This window comes from Rohdeia mirabilis, assembly GCA_007750655.1.
Lineage (GTDB): Bacteria > Planctomycetota > UBA1135 > UBA1135.
Genome location: CP036290.1, coordinates 511343 through 525166 on the forward strand (window position 1 = coordinate 511343; position 13824 = coordinate 525166).

At 69.4% G+C, this 13824-nt stretch carries 14 protein-coding genes; 12 read left to right on the forward strand and 2 right to left on the reverse strand.

The features are described from left to right. From Pla163_RS01840 to Pla163_RS01855, 4 genes are all read left to right on the forward strand, one after another. Nucleotides 1-1584, forward strand: a complete 1584-nt coding sequence (locus Pla163_RS01840; protein ID WP_145182704.1) for a phytoene desaturase family protein — start codon at nt 1-3, stop codon at nt 1582-1584. Nucleotides 1585-1698: 114 nt separating this feature from the next. Then, on the forward strand, nt 1699-2178 hold the full coding sequence (locus Pla163_RS01845; protein WP_145182707.1) for an ATP-dependent zinc protease family protein: 480 nt from the start codon (nt 1699-1701) through the stop codon (nt 2176-2178). Next, nucleotides 2175-3077, forward strand: coding sequence for a 30S ribosomal protein S6--L-glutamate ligase (gene rimK / locus Pla163_RS01850; RefSeq protein ID WP_145182710.1), 903 nt, complete (start codon nt 2175-2177; stop codon nt 3075-3077). The genes Pla163_RS01845 and rimK overlap by 4 nt, the downstream gene beginning before the upstream one ends. A gap of 292 nt (nt 3078-3369) precedes the next feature. Beyond that, nucleotides 3370-3819, forward strand: a complete 450-nt coding sequence (locus Pla163_RS01855; protein ID WP_145182713.1) for a hypothetical protein — start codon at nt 3370-3372, stop codon at nt 3817-3819. Between the two features lie 124 nt (nt 3820-3943). Here the strand turns inward: Pla163_RS01855 and Pla163_RS01860 are convergent, their stop codons facing one another. Together Pla163_RS01860 and Pla163_RS01865 are read right to left on the reverse strand one after the other, a co-directional pair. Further along, nucleotides 3944-5029 (reverse strand): hypothetical protein, encoded by a 1086-nt coding sequence (locus Pla163_RS01860; RefSeq protein WP_145182716.1) that lies wholly within the window; start codon nt 5027-5029, stop codon nt 3944-3946. Continuing rightward, on the reverse strand, nt 5030-6160 hold the full coding sequence (locus Pla163_RS01865) for an alpha/beta fold hydrolase (protein ID WP_145182719.1): 1131 nt from the start codon (nt 6158-6160) through the stop codon (nt 5030-5032). A gap of 116 nt (nt 6161-6276) precedes the next feature. Between Pla163_RS01865 and Pla163_RS01870 the strand changes: the two genes are divergently transcribed. From Pla163_RS01870 to Pla163_RS01905, 8 genes are all read left to right on the forward strand, one after another. Continuing rightward, nucleotides 6277-7023: a DUF1295 domain-containing protein gene (locus Pla163_RS01870; protein ID WP_419186503.1), complete on the forward strand. Its 747-nt coding sequence runs from the start codon at nt 6277-6279 to the stop codon at nt 7021-7023. A 20-nt stretch (nt 7024-7043) separates the two neighbouring features. After that, on the forward strand, nt 7044-8093 hold the full coding sequence (locus tag Pla163_RS01875; RefSeq protein ID WP_145182725.1) for an SAM-dependent methyltransferase: 1050 nt from the start codon (nt 7044-7046) through the stop codon (nt 8091-8093). A gap of 37 nt (nt 8094-8130) precedes the next feature. Next, on the forward strand, nt 8131-9201 hold the full coding sequence (locus Pla163_RS01880; RefSeq protein WP_145182728.1) for an acyl-CoA desaturase: 1071 nt from the start codon (nt 8131-8133) through the stop codon (nt 9199-9201). After that, a complete protein-coding gene (locus tag Pla163_RS01885) occupies nt 9198-10496 on the forward strand; it encodes an NAD(P)/FAD-dependent oxidoreductase (protein ID WP_145182731.1) in 1299 nt (432 codons plus the stop codon). The genes Pla163_RS01880 and Pla163_RS01885 overlap by 4 nt, the downstream gene beginning before the upstream one ends. Beyond that, nucleotides 10391-11314: a DUF1365 domain-containing protein gene (locus Pla163_RS01890; protein WP_145192297.1), complete on the forward strand. Its 924-nt coding sequence runs from the start codon at nt 10391-10393 to the stop codon at nt 11312-11314. Before Pla163_RS01885 ends, Pla163_RS01890 begins: the two co-directional genes overlap by 106 nt. Beyond that, nucleotides 11311-12636, forward strand: a complete 1326-nt coding sequence (locus Pla163_RS01895) for an SAM-dependent methyltransferase (RefSeq protein ID WP_145182734.1) — start codon at nt 11311-11313, stop codon at nt 12634-12636. The genes Pla163_RS01890 and Pla163_RS01895 overlap by 4 nt, the downstream gene beginning before the upstream one ends. A gap of 37 nt (nt 12637-12673) precedes the next feature. Continuing rightward, nucleotides 12674-13246, forward strand: a complete 573-nt coding sequence (locus Pla163_RS01900; RefSeq protein WP_145182737.1) for a DUF2878 domain-containing protein — start codon at nt 12674-12676, stop codon at nt 13244-13246. An 88-nt stretch (nt 13247-13334) separates the two neighbouring features. Further along, a complete protein-coding gene (locus Pla163_RS01905; RefSeq protein ID WP_145182740.1) occupies nt 13335-13787 on the forward strand; it encodes a MarR family winged helix-turn-helix transcriptional regulator in 453 nt (150 codons plus the stop codon). Nucleotides 13788-13824 lie beyond the last annotated feature (37 nt).

The window sequence follows — 13824 nt, forward strand, 5'->3', positions numbered from 1 at the left end:
GTGGCGCGCGAGGCCACAGCCCCCGAACGCTTCGACGCCGTCGTGGTCGGAGCCGGTTTCGGTGGCCTGGGCGCCGGACTCGAGTTCGCCGAGCGGGGCTTGTCCACGTGCGTGCTCGAAGCGCTCGTCTACCCGGGCGGGTGCGCGAGCACGTTCACGCGCGACGGCTACCGCTTCGAGTCCGGCGCCACGTTGTTCAGCGGCTTCGGCGCCGGCCAGTGGTTCGAGCGGCTGATCGCACGGCACCGGATCGAGGTCGGGATCGATTGGCTCGACCCCGTGATCGAGTTGCGCACCGTCGGCCTGACGCTCGCCGTCCCGCGCGAGCGCGCCGAGTGGCAGCGGCGGCTGTGCGCGCTCCCCGGGGCGCCGGTCGACGCGATCGAGCGCTTCCTCGAACGCCAGCGGCGCGTGGCTGACGCGCTCTGGCCGTTGCTCGACGACCCCGACCTGGCATCGCCGTTCGGTCCGCGCGCGCTCGCCCACCACGCGCGCCGCCTGCACCGCTATCCGCCCCTTCTGAGCACGGTCGGGCGGACGCTGGCCGACATCGCCCGTCGCGACGGGGTCTGGAGCTTCGAACCGCTGCGCGTGGTCCTCGACGCGCTGTGCCAGATCACGATCCAGACCAGCGCGAGCGAGGCCGAGGCGCCCTTCGCTCTCGCCACGCTCGACTACCCGTTCCGCGGCACGGGCCACGTCCGCGGCGGGATCGGCGAGTTGGCGCACGGACTGGCGGCAGCGATCGCGACGGCCGGACCCGACGGCAGCGGCGTGCGCTACGCCCGGCGGGCCCGCGCGGTCGAACGGGTCCGGGTCGACGGCGAGTCGCTGTGGCGCGTGCGGACCTCGCGCGGGCAGGTGGAGGCGCCACGGCTCGTCCTGAATCTCCTGCCGCAGGACGCGGCACGGCTGCTCGATGCGGGGGGCGTGGACCGGCGCATCGCGCGAACTCGCCTCGAGCGCGACGCACGGCGGGTCGCGGACGGCGGGTGGGGTGCCTGCATGCTGTACCTGGTCGTCGACGAGCCCGAGGACGCGCCCGCGAAGCCCCAGCACCTCGAACTCGTCCAGGATCCGAGCGCGCCGTTCGTCGAGGGCAACCACCTCTTCATGTCCATCAGCGGTCGCGACGAGAGCGGGGCGACCGGGCTCGGCCGCGGCGGCCCGCGCGCACCGGCCGGCAGACGCACGGTCACCGTCTCGACGCACGTCCCGCTCGACCGCTACTTGGCGCTCGACGAGCGCGGTCCCGACGGCGACGCCGCCAGCAGCGACCGCGCCCGGTACGTGATGGAGATCCAGCAGCGCATGGCGCGCGGCATCGAGCACCTCGCGCCGCAGTGGCACGCCGGGATCGTTCACCGCCTGCCGGCCTCGCCGCGGACGTTCGCACGCTTCACGGGGCGCTCCGACGGTTACGTCGGTGGAGTGCCGCGGCGCCGCTCGCTCGCGCACTACCTGCACATGGGGCCGCGTGTCCTCGGTCCCGGACTGCTGTTGGTGGGGGACTCGACCTTTCCCGGCCAGAGCACGCTCGCGACGGCGCTCGGTGGGGCTGCGGCCGCGCGCCGCTCGCTCTGAACGCGGTCGGTCCGCTCGCGACGTGCGCGCGCCATGCACGCGCTCGCTTGCGCGACCACGCCGGTCCATCTACCGTTCCCGCACTCGCACCGCCTCGCGGTCGGGCCGAGCACCATGCCCAAACCGAAGGAACGAGCTGTCATTGGCTGGCGCGAGTGGGTCGCACTCCCCGAGTTCGGAGTGAATTCCATCAAGGTCAAGGTGGACACGGGTGCGCGGACGTCCTCGCTGCACGCCTGGGACGTCGAAGAGTTCGAACGCGACGGCGAAGCCTGGGTCCGCTTCCAGATCCACCCGGAGCAGCGCCGCGAGACGCCGCAGGTCGAGGTCGAGGCGCGGCTCAAGGAGCGCCGCCACGTCCGCCCTTCCACCGGACGCCGGCAGCTCCGACCCGTCGTCGTGACCCAGATGGAGATCTTCGGGCAGCGCTTCCCCGTCGAACTGACGCTCGCGAGCCGCGACGCGATGGGATTTCGGATGCTTCTCGGCCGGCAAGCTCTGCGGCAGCGTTTCGTCGTGGATCCTGCGCGTTCGTACCTCAACGGACGTCGCATCAAGGGCACCGATCGCATCACCAGTCCGGCACAACGATGAAGATCGCCATTCTGTCTCGCAAGTCGACGCTGTATTCGACGTCGCGGCTCCGAGAAGCCATCGAGGCGCGGGGGCACGAGGCGGTCGTCGTCGACTACCTGCGGTGTTTCATGAACATCGCTTCGCACCGGCCCGAGGTGATCTACCAGGGCAAGCCGCTCGAAGTGGATGCGATCGTGCCTCGTATCGGCGCCTCGCGGACCTTCTACGGCACGGCCGTGGTGCGCCAGTTCGAGATGATGGGGACGTTCACCGTCAACACGTCCCAGGCGATCTCGCGTTCACGGGACAAGCTGCGCTGCATGCAGATCCTGGCCGGGCGGGGCATCGGGTTGCCCGTGACGGGGTTCCTGCACTCGGCCAAGGACGTGAAAGGCGTGATCGATGCGGTGGGGGGCGCGCCCCTGGTCGTCAAGCTGCTCGAAGGAACCCAAGGGATCGGCGTCGTGCTGTGCGAGAACCGCAAGGCGGCCGAGTCGGTGATCGAGGCGTTCCGCGGGCTCGACGCCAACATCCTGGTCCAGGAGTACATCGCCGAGGCCGGGGGGAGCGATATCCGCGCTTTCGTGGTCGACGGGCGCGTGGTGGCGGCGATGCGTCGCCAGGGGGCGCCGGGCGAGTTCCGTTCGAACCTCCACCGGGGCGGTTCGGCCGAGGCGGTGCGGATCACGCCCGAGGAGCGCAGCACGGCCACGCGCGCTGCCAAAGCCATGGGACTGAGGGTTTGCGGGGTCGATCTCCTGCGTTCCAACCACGGTCCGGTGGTCCTCGAGGTCAATTCTTCGCCGGGATTGGAGGGAATCGAGGAAGCGACCGGAGTCGATGTGGCGACCGCTGTCGTGAGCTACATCGAGGCCAATGCGGACAAGAAGACCCCGGGCGATCGGATCAAGGGCTGAGTGAGCGCGCGGCTGCCGCCGAGCGCGTTCCATCCCCCCGCATTGGGCCTAGAAGGCGCTTTTCGAGCCGATTCGCGAAGCGAAACGCCGCGGCCATTTTGGCCGAATCACAGTCGTTCGACGCACTTGGGAACGGCATCGATCCGGTCCTTGCATCGGCGATTCGATGGCGCCGATACCTGTCTCGCGATCCAGTTCCATGGATTCGAACCGCGAAACTCTGTGAATTCGGTGGTGCGCCTGTGTACCGTTCTGTCGCTCGCCATTCCCAAGGCTCAAGCAAACACCTGAAATGAACACCAAACAGATCGACGCGCAGATCCAAGAGCGAGTCGAGTCCTTCGTGGCCGACCTCACCGACCTGATCCACGCCGCCGCGGTCGCCGCGGTCCAAGAGGCGATCACCGGAGCAGGCCTCGGCGGAACCCCGGCCCGCACCACCAAGAAGCGCGCCTCGAAGAAGCGTGCCTCGAAGAAGCGTTCGACCAAGAAGCGCACCGCCAAGAAGGCCGGTAAGAAGACCGGCAAGAAGCGCGGTCGTCCGGCCGCCGCTCCGAACGGTCCCGCGATGGACAAGATCCTGACCTTCGTCAAGGCCAACCCCGGCTCCGCCGTCGGCGCCATCGTCGCTGGCACCCGCGTCCCGAGCGCGGCCGCCAAGAAGGCCGTCGCGCACATGCTCGACGCGGGCAGCCTGCGCAAGACCGGTCAGCGTCGCGGTACCAAGTACTTCGCCAAGTGAGCTGGCGGCGGCGCGCGTCGCTCTCCTCCCGGAGCGTGCGAGCTGCCCATTCGAACGAGAGCGGGGTGACCGGCACGTGCCGGTCACCCCGCTCTTGCACGTCGATCGAACGACGCGCGCGCCGTCACTCCTGGAGCGTGCCGACGACCTCGAACGGCGGAACGACGCCCACCTCGGTTCGTCGCTCTCCTCCGGACTCCGCGAAGATGCGTTCGGCGTTGCGGCGCAGATTGCCCAGCGAGCCGCGCATGGCCTCCTTGCGATCGCTCGCGCCGTCCGGCACGCCGTCGAGGTCGAATCCGAACCAGCGCACGTTCAGGTAGCCGACCCAGTCGCCGGCCGCGGTCTCGAGCGGAAGGAACGTGTCGCGCCCGCCCATGTAGTAGAAGTCGTCCGTCGGCGAATAGATGTCCGTCACGACTTCGCCCAGGGCGTTGATGCGCGACAGGATGTGCAGGTCGCACTCGTAGTCGGAGAACGGGAAGGGCAGGTCCTGGCGGAAGTAGAGCCGGTGGCACGCGAAGCGGTTCTCGGCCGCGTCGACACCGATGAAGTAACTGTCCGCCACCGGTCCGATCGCTTCGTAGTCCGCGCCCACGTTGTCGGGATAGGCGCGGTAGTCGTTCTCGGCCTCCTTGATCGCGTCCATGTCGGCCAGGAAGACGGACGTCGCCTGCTCGATCCGCGGCTCGCCGTCCGTGCCCCACGTGTTCTCGGGGTCCTCGTGCAGTTCCCAGGAGTCGCCGAAGTAGATCCCGTCCGTCTCGGAGTCGTTCGACGGCTTCCACTTGCTCGAGCGCAGGTAGTCGTCGCGCAGCAGTTGGCCGACCGCGTCGCCCCACTCCTTCTCGAACGCGGGCGAGCGCTTCGCGAGCGACTTCAGCCACTTCCGCGTCTCCGAGTCGTCGAGGCCGCGCGTCGCGACGACCAGGTCGGCGAAGCGCAACGTGCTGCGCGTACCGTCGGCCTCGGTCCACGGGATCTCGAGCGCCAGCAGCGTGCGCATGCGCGTCAACAGGTCGCTGCCTCCGTCGCCCCGGCTCTCGGGCAGGAGCCAGGCAGGATCGAACGTCGCCGGACCGAGGTCCTGCCACGCCATCGTCCGCGGCTCCAGGCGCGACGGTTCGGAGGGGGTCTCGTTCTCGTCCGACCCGAGCAGCGAGCCGGCGGCGGCGAGCAGGGTGAGCGTGGCGGTGCGGATCCTGTTCATCTATCGAACTCCTTCGATCTGGCGGTAGTAGTCCTCGATGGTCGCGAGGAACTCCCGACGTCGACTCTCGTGCGGATAGTGCCCGGTGTCCGGGAAGACGACGAGCTTCGAGTAGGGGAGGTCCTCCGCGAAGCGCCGCCCGAAGCGGTCCAGATCGTAGGCGATGTCGTTCTCGCCCCAGACCACGAGCGTGGGCGTGGTGATGTTCGCGATCTCGTCCTGGCGCCAGCCTTCCTCGTCGCGAACGAGGTCCACCATGGCGAGCCAGTTGTCGCGGTTCTCGGCCACGAGGAAGACCTCGTCGACGCGGCCGTCGGGCACGACGTCGTAGTGCGGCTCGAGCGCGGTGCGGATGCGCTCGCGCGAATTGATCAGGTAGCCGATCCCCGCCAGGCCGTTCTCGCGCATCTCGACCTCCTCGGGCAGGAACTCCTCCGGACGCCGCTCGTAGCCCGAGCTGTCGATGATGGTCAGGCTCGCGAAGTCGCCCGGCGCGTTCAGGGCCGCGCGCCACGCGAACTCGCCGCCGTACGAATTGCCGACGATGTGGGCCGGTTCGATCCCGAGGGCGTCGACGGCGGCATTGACGAAGCGCGCGCAGCGTTCGAAGGTCGTGCCCCGCCCCGAGCCCGGCGCGATCCCGTGCCCGATCACCTCGATCGCGTACACGTCGCGCGGGCCGGCCAGCCCCGGTCCGCCGTCCTCGCCGAAGATCAGCGGCGACCAGGCGAACAGCGTGTCCGGGGTGCCGTGGACCAGGACGATCGGCGCGCGCGACGGCCCGCTGTAGCCGGGGTCGACCGGGACGTGCAGGTAGACGAGCTCGTACTCCCTCGCGCCCTCGCCGTCGAGGTCGGCCCGCATCGTCAGGCTCTCGAGCCCGATGTCGGCCACCGCGCGGTTCTTCTCGAGCGCCAGCAGCTGCGCGCGGATCTCGCTCTTCGGCATCGACGCACAGCCGGCCAGGACCGCGGTCGCGCCCACGGCCGCCGCCCCGACGACGGTGAGGCCCAGGCGCACGGCGAGCTTCGGGCCCTTCCGGCGACGGGCGCCCGAGGCCTCCTGCGGCCGGGCCCCAGAAAACTGCGATCCGGTGGTCGCCGCCACCCGGCCTTCGTTCTGATCTTCCATGTCTCGTGGTTCGCCCGGCGCCCACCACGCGGATGCATCCGAGGGCGAGCCATGAACGAACTCCCCCCGTGAACTGGACCCTCGCCCTCGTTTCGCTCGTCGCGACCTGTGTCCTGATGGCCGTCATGTGGCTCCGTCAACGCCGCACCGGCAACGCGGGCATCGTCGACGTGGCCTGGGCCGGCTCGATCGGCGTCATGGCGGTCCTCTTCTGCGCCCTCGGCGACGGTTGGGAGCCGCGCCGGATCCTGGTCGGCGCGCTCGGGGGCCTGTGGTCCGCCCGGCTGACCTGGCACCTGTTCGTGCGGGTGAGCGGCGAGGCCGAGGACGGTCGCTACGCCGAGATGCGCCGCAGCTACGGCGAGCGCTTCGACCGCTTCATGGTCCTCTTCTTCGCGATCCAGGCCCTGCTCGCCTGGTTGCTCGCGCTGCCCTTCCTGCACCTCGCCGCCCAGTCCGCCGAGGGCTGGCGGGTCTGGGACGTCTTGGCCGTCGTCCTGTGGATCACGTCGATCGCGGGCGAGGCCGTCGCCGACCGCCAACTCGCGGCCTGGCGCACGAACCCGTCCAACAAGGGCAAGACCTGCCGCGCCGGGCTGTGGCGCTACTCGCGGCACCCGAACTACTTCTTCGAGTGGCTGCACTGGTGCGTCTACCCGCTGTTGGCCGTGGGCCTGCCGTGGGGTTGGACGCTGTGGGTGGCTCCGCTCGCGATGTTGGTGCTCGTGACCAAGGTCACCGGCATCCCGCCGACCGAGGCGCAGTCGGTGCGCAGCCGCGGCGACGACTACCGCCGCTACCAGCGCGAGACCAACGCCTTCTTCCCCGGTCCCGTGAACACGTCGGCCGAAGCGAACTCCTGAGCCGCGCGCTCGAACGAACCATGAAGACCGCCATCCGACTCGTCGAGAAGGGACTCGTCCCCAAGCCGCTGATCCGTCGCGGCATTCGCAAGCTGCTCGCCGAGCGCGAGGCCGAGCAGGAGGCCCTGCACGCGCCCGACCGCGACGCCGCGATCCGTCGCTGGGTCGCCTCCATGGCCGCGGCCGAGGTCGCACCGGTGCCCGAGAAGGCCAACGAACAGCACTACGAGGTGCCGCCGGCGTTCTTCCGCATCGCCCTCGGCGCGCGGCTCAAGTACTCGAGCGCCTTCTACGCGGACGAGCGCACCACGCTCGACGAGGCGGAGGAGGCGATGCTCGCGCTGACCTGCGAACGGGCCGAGCTCGTCGACGGCCAGGACGTGATCGAGCTCGGGTGCGGCTGGGGCTCGCTGACGCTGTGGATGGGCGAGAAGTACCCGAACAGCCGCATCACCGCCGTCTCGAACTCCGCACCGCAGCGCGAGTTCATCCTGGCGCGCGCGGCCGAACGCGGGATCACCAACATCGAAGTCGTCACCTGTGACATGAACGTCTTCGAGTCCGACCGGCGCTTCGATCGCGCCGTCTCGGTCGAGATGTTCGAGCACATGCGCAACTGGCCGGCGCTCCTGCGGCGCGTGCGCGGTTGGCTGAAGGACGACGCGAAGCTCTTCTTCCACGTCTTCGCGCACGTGCGCTACGCCTATCCGTTCGAAGCACGCGACGAGTCCGACTGGATGAGTCGCTATTTCTTCACCGGCGGTCAGATGCCGGCCGTGGACCAGATCGACTTCTGCGAGGGCGAGTCCGCGATCCCGTTCGAGGTCGAGGAGCGCTGGATCGAGTCCGGACAGCACTACGCCCGCACCTCGGAGGACTGGCTCCGGAACATCGAGCGCCGGCGGGCCGACGTGCTCGCGATCTTCCGCGAGACCTACGGTTCCGACCAGGCCGAGCTGTGGTTCCACCGCTGGCGCGTATTCTTCCTGGCCTGCGCCGAGCTGTTCGCCTGGAAGGGGGGGAGCGAGTGGGTGGTCGAGCACCAGCGGCTGCGCGCCAGCGAGCTCTGAGTCGGGCGGCGGATCGGCGAAGCGAACGGACACACGAATGAAGAGGGCAACGACAGTGGGGGAGCTCGGCGAACAGCCGCTCGACGACGCGACCGGCGCACCTGCCGCGAGCGCCGCCGTGCCCGCGCCCAGCCTCGCGCGCAACCTCTTGGGCTGGTTCGACTCGTGGGCGGTCCAGATCGACCCGACGGTCGATCAACGCGCGCCCGACTGGTCGCGCGTCGTGCCCTTCGCGATCCTCCACCTGTCGTGCCTGCTGGTGATCTGGGTCGGCTGGAGTCCGGTCGCCGTCGCCGTCGCGGTCGGCTTCTACCTGGTGAGGATGTTCGCGATCACCGGCTTCTACCACCGCTACTTCTCGCACCGCGCCTTCAAGACGTCGCGCCCCGTGCAGTTCGTCTTCGCGTGCATCGGCGGAATGGCGGTCCAGCGCGGACCGCTGTGGTGGGCGTCGCACCACCGCGACCATCACCGCTACTCCGACGAGGAGCGCGACGTCCACTCTCCGGTGCAGAACAGCTTCTACTGGAGTCACGTGGGCTGGATCGTCTGCCGCGAGAACTACCACACGAAGATCGACAACATCCGCGACTTCGCGCGCTTCCCCGAGTTGCGCTTCCTGGACCGTTTCGACGTGCTGGTGCCGCTGCTCACGTTGGCGGGGATGTTGGGCCTCGGCTGGGCGCTCGAGGTCTTCGCGCCGAGTCTCGGTACCAACGCGATGCAGATGGGCGTGTGGGGCTTCTCGATCTCGACGGTCGTGCTGTACCACGGCACGTTCTCGATCAACTCGCTCGCGCACCGCATCGGCAAACGCGTCTTCCCGACCGCCGACGACTCGCGCAACAACTTCCTGCTGTCGCTCATCACGCTGGGCGAGGGCTGGCACAACAACCACCACCACTACCAGTCGTCCGCGCGTCAGGGCTTCCGGTGGTGGGAGATCGACATCACCTACTACGGGCTGTGTCTGCTGGAGCGGATCGGGCTCGTGTCCGACCTGCGCCCTGTCCCCGCGCGCGTGGCCACCGAGCGCATCAGCGATCCCGACGCTCCGGGGGCTCGCTTCGACAAGAGCGCCGTCACGCGCGGACGCGCAGCGCGATGAAGATCGCGATCGTCGGCAGCGGGATCTCGGGGCTCGTCGCCGCCCACCACCTGCACGCGGCGCACGACATCACGGTCTTCGAGGCCGGTGCGTACGTCGGTGGCCACACGAACACGGTCGACGTCACGGCGCCCGGTCCGAGCGGTGAGCCGGCGCCGCGCACGGTGCCGATCGACACGGGTTTCATCGTCTTCAACGAGAAGACCTACCCGAACTTCATCGCGCTCTTGACCGAGCTCGGCGTCGCCTGGCAGGCGAGCGACATGAGTTTCTCGGTCAAGTGCGAGGGCACGGGGCTCGAGTACAACGGCACCTCGTTCGACGCACTCTTCGCCCAGCGCACGAACTTCCTGCGCCCGCGCTTCTGGCGGATGGTGCGCGACATCCTGCGCTTCTATCGCGAGGCACCGTCGATCCTCGAGCAGGCCGAGAACGGCGCGACGCTGGGCGAGTTCCTCGACGCGGGCGGCTACTCGGCGATGTTCGTCGACAAGCACATCGTCCCGATGACGTCGGCGATCTGGTCGGCCGAGACCGACGGCGTGCTTGACTTCCCGCTGCGCTTCCTGGTCCAGTTCTTCCAGAACCACGGCTTTCTCCAGGTCGACGATCGCCCTCAGTGGCTGACCGTCACGGGCGGCAGTCGCGAGTACGTGCGCGCGATCACACGGCCCTGGGCCGACCGCATCCGCCTCGAAACGCCGGTCGTCGGCCTCGAACGCCGCAGCGGTCGAGTGGTCCTGCGCACGCGGGACGGCTCCCAGGAAGCGTTCGACCGCGTCGTCCTCGCCTGCCACTCGGACACGGCGCTCGCGATCCTCGGCGATGGCGCCACCGCCACCGAACGCGAGGTCGTCGGTGCGTTCGGCTACCAGCGCAACACGGCGCTGCTGCACACCGACGCCAGTCTGATGCCGCGCCGCAAGAAGGCCTGGGCGGCCTGGAACTACCACGTCACCGAGCCGGCCAGCGAGCTGTCCACGGTGACGTACTGGATGAACGAGCTGCAGTCGCTGCCGACGTCGCGCGACCACTTCGTGACGCTCAACCGCGACGCCGACGTCGACCCGGCCACCGTCGAGCGCAGCATCGTCTACCACCACCCGATCTTCACCACGCGCGCGGTGGCCATGCAGGCGCGGCACGACGAGGTCGACGGGGTCGGCGGCGTGCACTTCGCCGGCGCCTACTGGCGCTACGGGTTCCACGAGGACGGCGTGCGCAGCGGACTGCGCGTGGCCGAGCGCATCCTCGCGCCGTCGAACGCAGTCGTCGCACGGGGAGCCGCGCTTTGACCGCGACCCTCGCCAGCGGCCTCTTCGAAGGTCGCGTGTCGCACCGTCGCCTCGGGCCGCGCGAGCACGCCTTCGACTACCGCGTCGGGTTCGTCTACCTGGACCTCGACGAGTTGGACGAGGTCTTCGCCCGCCGCTGGCTGTGGTCGCTCCGCGGGCCGAACGTCGTCCGCTTCCGGCGCTCCGACTACCTCGGCGATCCGGCCGTCTCTCTGCGCGAGGCCGTCCTGGACCGCGTCGAGCGGGCGCTCGGGCGCAGGCCCACCGGAGCGGTCCGCATGCTCACCCAGCTGCGGACCTGGGGCTACGTCTTCAATCCGGTGACGTTCTACTACTGCTTCGACCCGGCCGGTCAGCTCGAATCCGTCGTCGCGGAGATCACGAACACTCCCTGGCGCGAACGCCACGCCTACGTCCTCGACGCCCGCGGTACGGACACCCCGTCCGCGGGCCCCGAGGCCGGCCCCGGGCGGCGGCACCTGCGCTGGACGTTCGACAAGGACTTCCACGTCTCGCCGTTCTTCGGGATGGAGCAGTCGTACGAGTGGTCGTTCTCGGTCCCCGGGGACGAGCTCGACGTGCGCATGACCAATCGCGAGGACGGACGGGTCGTCTTCCACGTGAGTCTCGCGTGCCAGCGGCGCGAACTCACGGGCCTCGCGTGCGCCGGCTTCCTCGTCCGTCACCCGCTGCTCACCTGGCGCGTGCACCTGGCCATCTACTGGCAGGCGCTGCGGCTCTATCTCAAGCGCACTCCCTTCTTCGTCCACCCGAAGAAGCGTGCGACCCCTGGCGGCCCGGCCGCCGATTCGCGATGAAGACCACACCGACCACCGTTCCCTCGAAGCCGGCCAGCACCTCCTCGACCGCTCCCGCACCGGCCGCTCCGGCGCAGGTGCGTCCGCTGTCGTGGATGGCGCGCGCGGTGCTGGCGCGACTGCGCGAGCTCGAGCACGGCACCCTGGAGCTGCACGCGAACGGCCAGCGCTTCGAGTTCGGCGCGACCGAGCCGCGCGTGCGGATCGCGGTGCACGACGACCGCTTCTGGAGCTCGATCGCCCTGCGCGGCAGCATCGGCGCCGGCGAGGCCTACGCGGCGGGATGGTGGTCCACGGACGACCCGATCGCCGTCGTGCGCACGATGGTCCGCAACCACGACGTGCTCTCCGCGATGGAGGGTGGGCTCGCACGCCTCTCCCAGCCGTTCTTCGCGCTCTACCACCGCCTGCGCCGCAACTCGCACGCCCAGGCGCGCGCGAACATCGCCGCGCACTACGACCTGTCGAACGAGTTCTTCGCCCTCTTCCTCGACCGGACGATGACCTACTCGTGCGGCATCTTCGACGGCGAGGACACGACGCTGGAGGAGGCGTCGCTCGCCAAGATCGACCGTCTCTGCAAGAAGCTCGACCTGCAGCCGCACCACCACCTGCTCGAGATCGGGACCGGTTGGGGCGCGCTCGCGATCCACGCCGCGCGCGAGTACGGCTGCCGCGTCACGACGACCACCATCTCGCAACAGCAGTACGACCTGGCCAAGGAGCGCATCGAGAAGGCCGGTCTCGAGGACCGCATCACGCTCCTGTTCGAGGACTACCGCAATCTGACGGGCACCTACGACCGTCTCGTCTCGGTCGAGATGATCGAGGCGGTGGGGCACCAGTACTTCGGCGAGTTCTACGAGAAGTGCGGCGCGCTGCTGAAGCCCGACGGCTACATGGCGATCCAAGCGATCACCATCGCCGACTCGCACTACGAGCGCGCGAAGGGGTCGGTCGACTTCATCCAGCGCTACATCTTCCCCGGCTCGTGCATCCCGTCGATCACGGCGCTGCAGGTGGCGATGTCGAGGAACAGCGACCTGACCGCGGTACACCTCGAGGACTTCGGCGCGCACTACGCCCGCACGCTCGGCGTCTGGCACGCGAACCTGCGCGCCGGCTGGGACGAAGCCAAGCAACTCGGCCTGTCCGAGGATTTCCTGCGCCTGTGGGAGTTCTACTTCGCCTACTGTGCCGGCGGCTTCGCGGAGCGTCACATCGGCGTGTCCCAGGTGCTCTACGCCAAACCGTTCGCCCACCGCGCGCCCGTCCTGCCGCCGCCGGTGACGGCCGGCAGCGTCACGGACGGCAGTTTCTGAGGCCGCACGCTCGAGCGGGAGCGGTACACGACAGCGTTTGAAGAACTTCGCCAACTTCCTCGTCTTCAACGCCTGTTGGTTCGCTGCGGTCGAAGGGGCGAAGCGCGGTGCGCTGTGGCTCGGCCCGGCCGCGTTCGGAGCGATGGTGCTGCACCATCTCGTCCTGATGACGCCGGCCCGCGAGCGTTCTCGGGAACTGCTCTACCTGCTCGCGGTCGGCCTCGTCGGGACCGTCCTCGACTCGACGCTGAAGGCGACAGGACTGATCGCGTACCCCACGTCCGACGCCGCGTGGAACTTCCTCGTCGTGCCGCCCTGGATCACCGCTCTGTGGATCGGGTTCGCGACGATGCCGCGCCTGTCGCTCGCGTGGCTCGGCCGGCGCCCGTGGTGGCTCGCGTTCTGTCTGGGCGCGGTCGGCGGGCCGATGTCCTTCTACGGCGGCACCAAGTTCGGAGCGATCGCGGCGAGCGGGACCGAGCCCTGGGCGACCTACCTGGCGCTGTCGATCGAGTACGCGCTGCTCACCACGCTGATGCTGCGGTTCGCTCCCGCGCGGGCCGTCGACGAGAGCGCCCTTCCGTCCGTCGCGCCCCTCCCGCACCACTAGGGCGAAAGGGTGCGGTCGCAGCGTTGTTTCGCAGAGCGGCCGTGCGCAGGATGGTGCGACACGGCCCTGCCCGCCGTCCCTGCCTCCCATGTCCGACGACATCGCTGAGACCCCCGCACGGAGCGCGTACCTGGCCATCATCCAGGTCGCCGATCGCCTGTCGGGCGACTTCAGTTCGCTGTTCCGCTCGCGCGGGCTGACTCTCGCTCAGTTCAACGTGCTGCGCATCCTGGTCAAGGCGCCCGAGGAAGGCGTGCCGTGCCAGCACATCGCGGACAACCTGCTGCACCGGGTCCCGGACGTGACGCGCCTCGTCGGGCGGATGGAGGCGGCGCAGTTGGTCACTCGCGAACGCTGCCCGCTCGACCGCCGCGTGGTGCGCGTGCGCGTGACGCCGCACGGTCGGTCGACCTGCGAGGGTCTCTATCGCGACGTCGAGGCGCTCCATGCGAGCCAGTTCGAACCGCTCGACGTCGACGCCACCGAACGGCTCGATGCGATGCTGCGGACGTTGCTCGAGCCGTCGGCCGCCGCGGACTGAGGCGTCGTGGATCGTCGTGGCTGGACCATGACGAACA

Coding starts and splice junctions, on each gene's coding strand:
- Pla163_RS01860 (WP_145182716.1), bottom strand. CDS start 5,029: ATGAACAGGATCCGCACCGCCACGCTCACCCTGCTCGCCGCCGCCGGC.
- Pla163_RS01845 (WP_145182707.1), top strand. CDS start 1,699: ATGCCCAAACCGAAGGAACGAGCTGTCATTGGCTGGCGCGAGTGGGTC.
- Pla163_RS01865 (WP_145182719.1), bottom strand. CDS start 6,160: ATGGAAGATCAGAACGAAGGCCGGGTGGCGGCGACCACCGGATCGCAG.
- rimK (WP_145182710.1), top strand. CDS start 2,175: ATGAAGATCGCCATTCTGTCTCGCAAGTCGACGCTGTATTCGACGTCG.
- Pla163_RS01895 (WP_145182734.1), top strand. CDS start 11,311: ATGAAGACCACACCGACCACCGTTCCCTCGAAGCCGGCCAGCACCTCC.
- Pla163_RS01875 (WP_145182725.1), top strand. CDS start 7,044: ATGAAGACCGCCATCCGACTCGTCGAGAAGGGACTCGTCCCCAAGCCG.
- Pla163_RS01855 (WP_145182713.1), top strand. CDS start 3,370: ATGAACACCAAACAGATCGACGCGCAGATCCAAGAGCGAGTCGAGTCC.
- Pla163_RS01905 (WP_145182740.1), top strand. CDS start 13,335: ATGTCCGACGACATCGCTGAGACCCCCGCACGGAGCGCGTACCTGGCC.
- Pla163_RS01885 (WP_145182731.1), top strand. CDS start 9,198: ATGAAGATCGCGATCGTCGGCAGCGGGATCTCGGGGCTCGTCGCCGCC.
- Pla163_RS01880 (WP_145182728.1), top strand. CDS start 8,131: ATGAAGAGGGCAACGACAGTGGGGGAGCTCGGCGAACAGCCGCTCGAC.
- Pla163_RS01870 (WP_419186503.1), top strand. CDS start 6,277: ATGGCCGTCATGTGGCTCCGTCAACGCCGCACCGGCAACGCGGGCATC.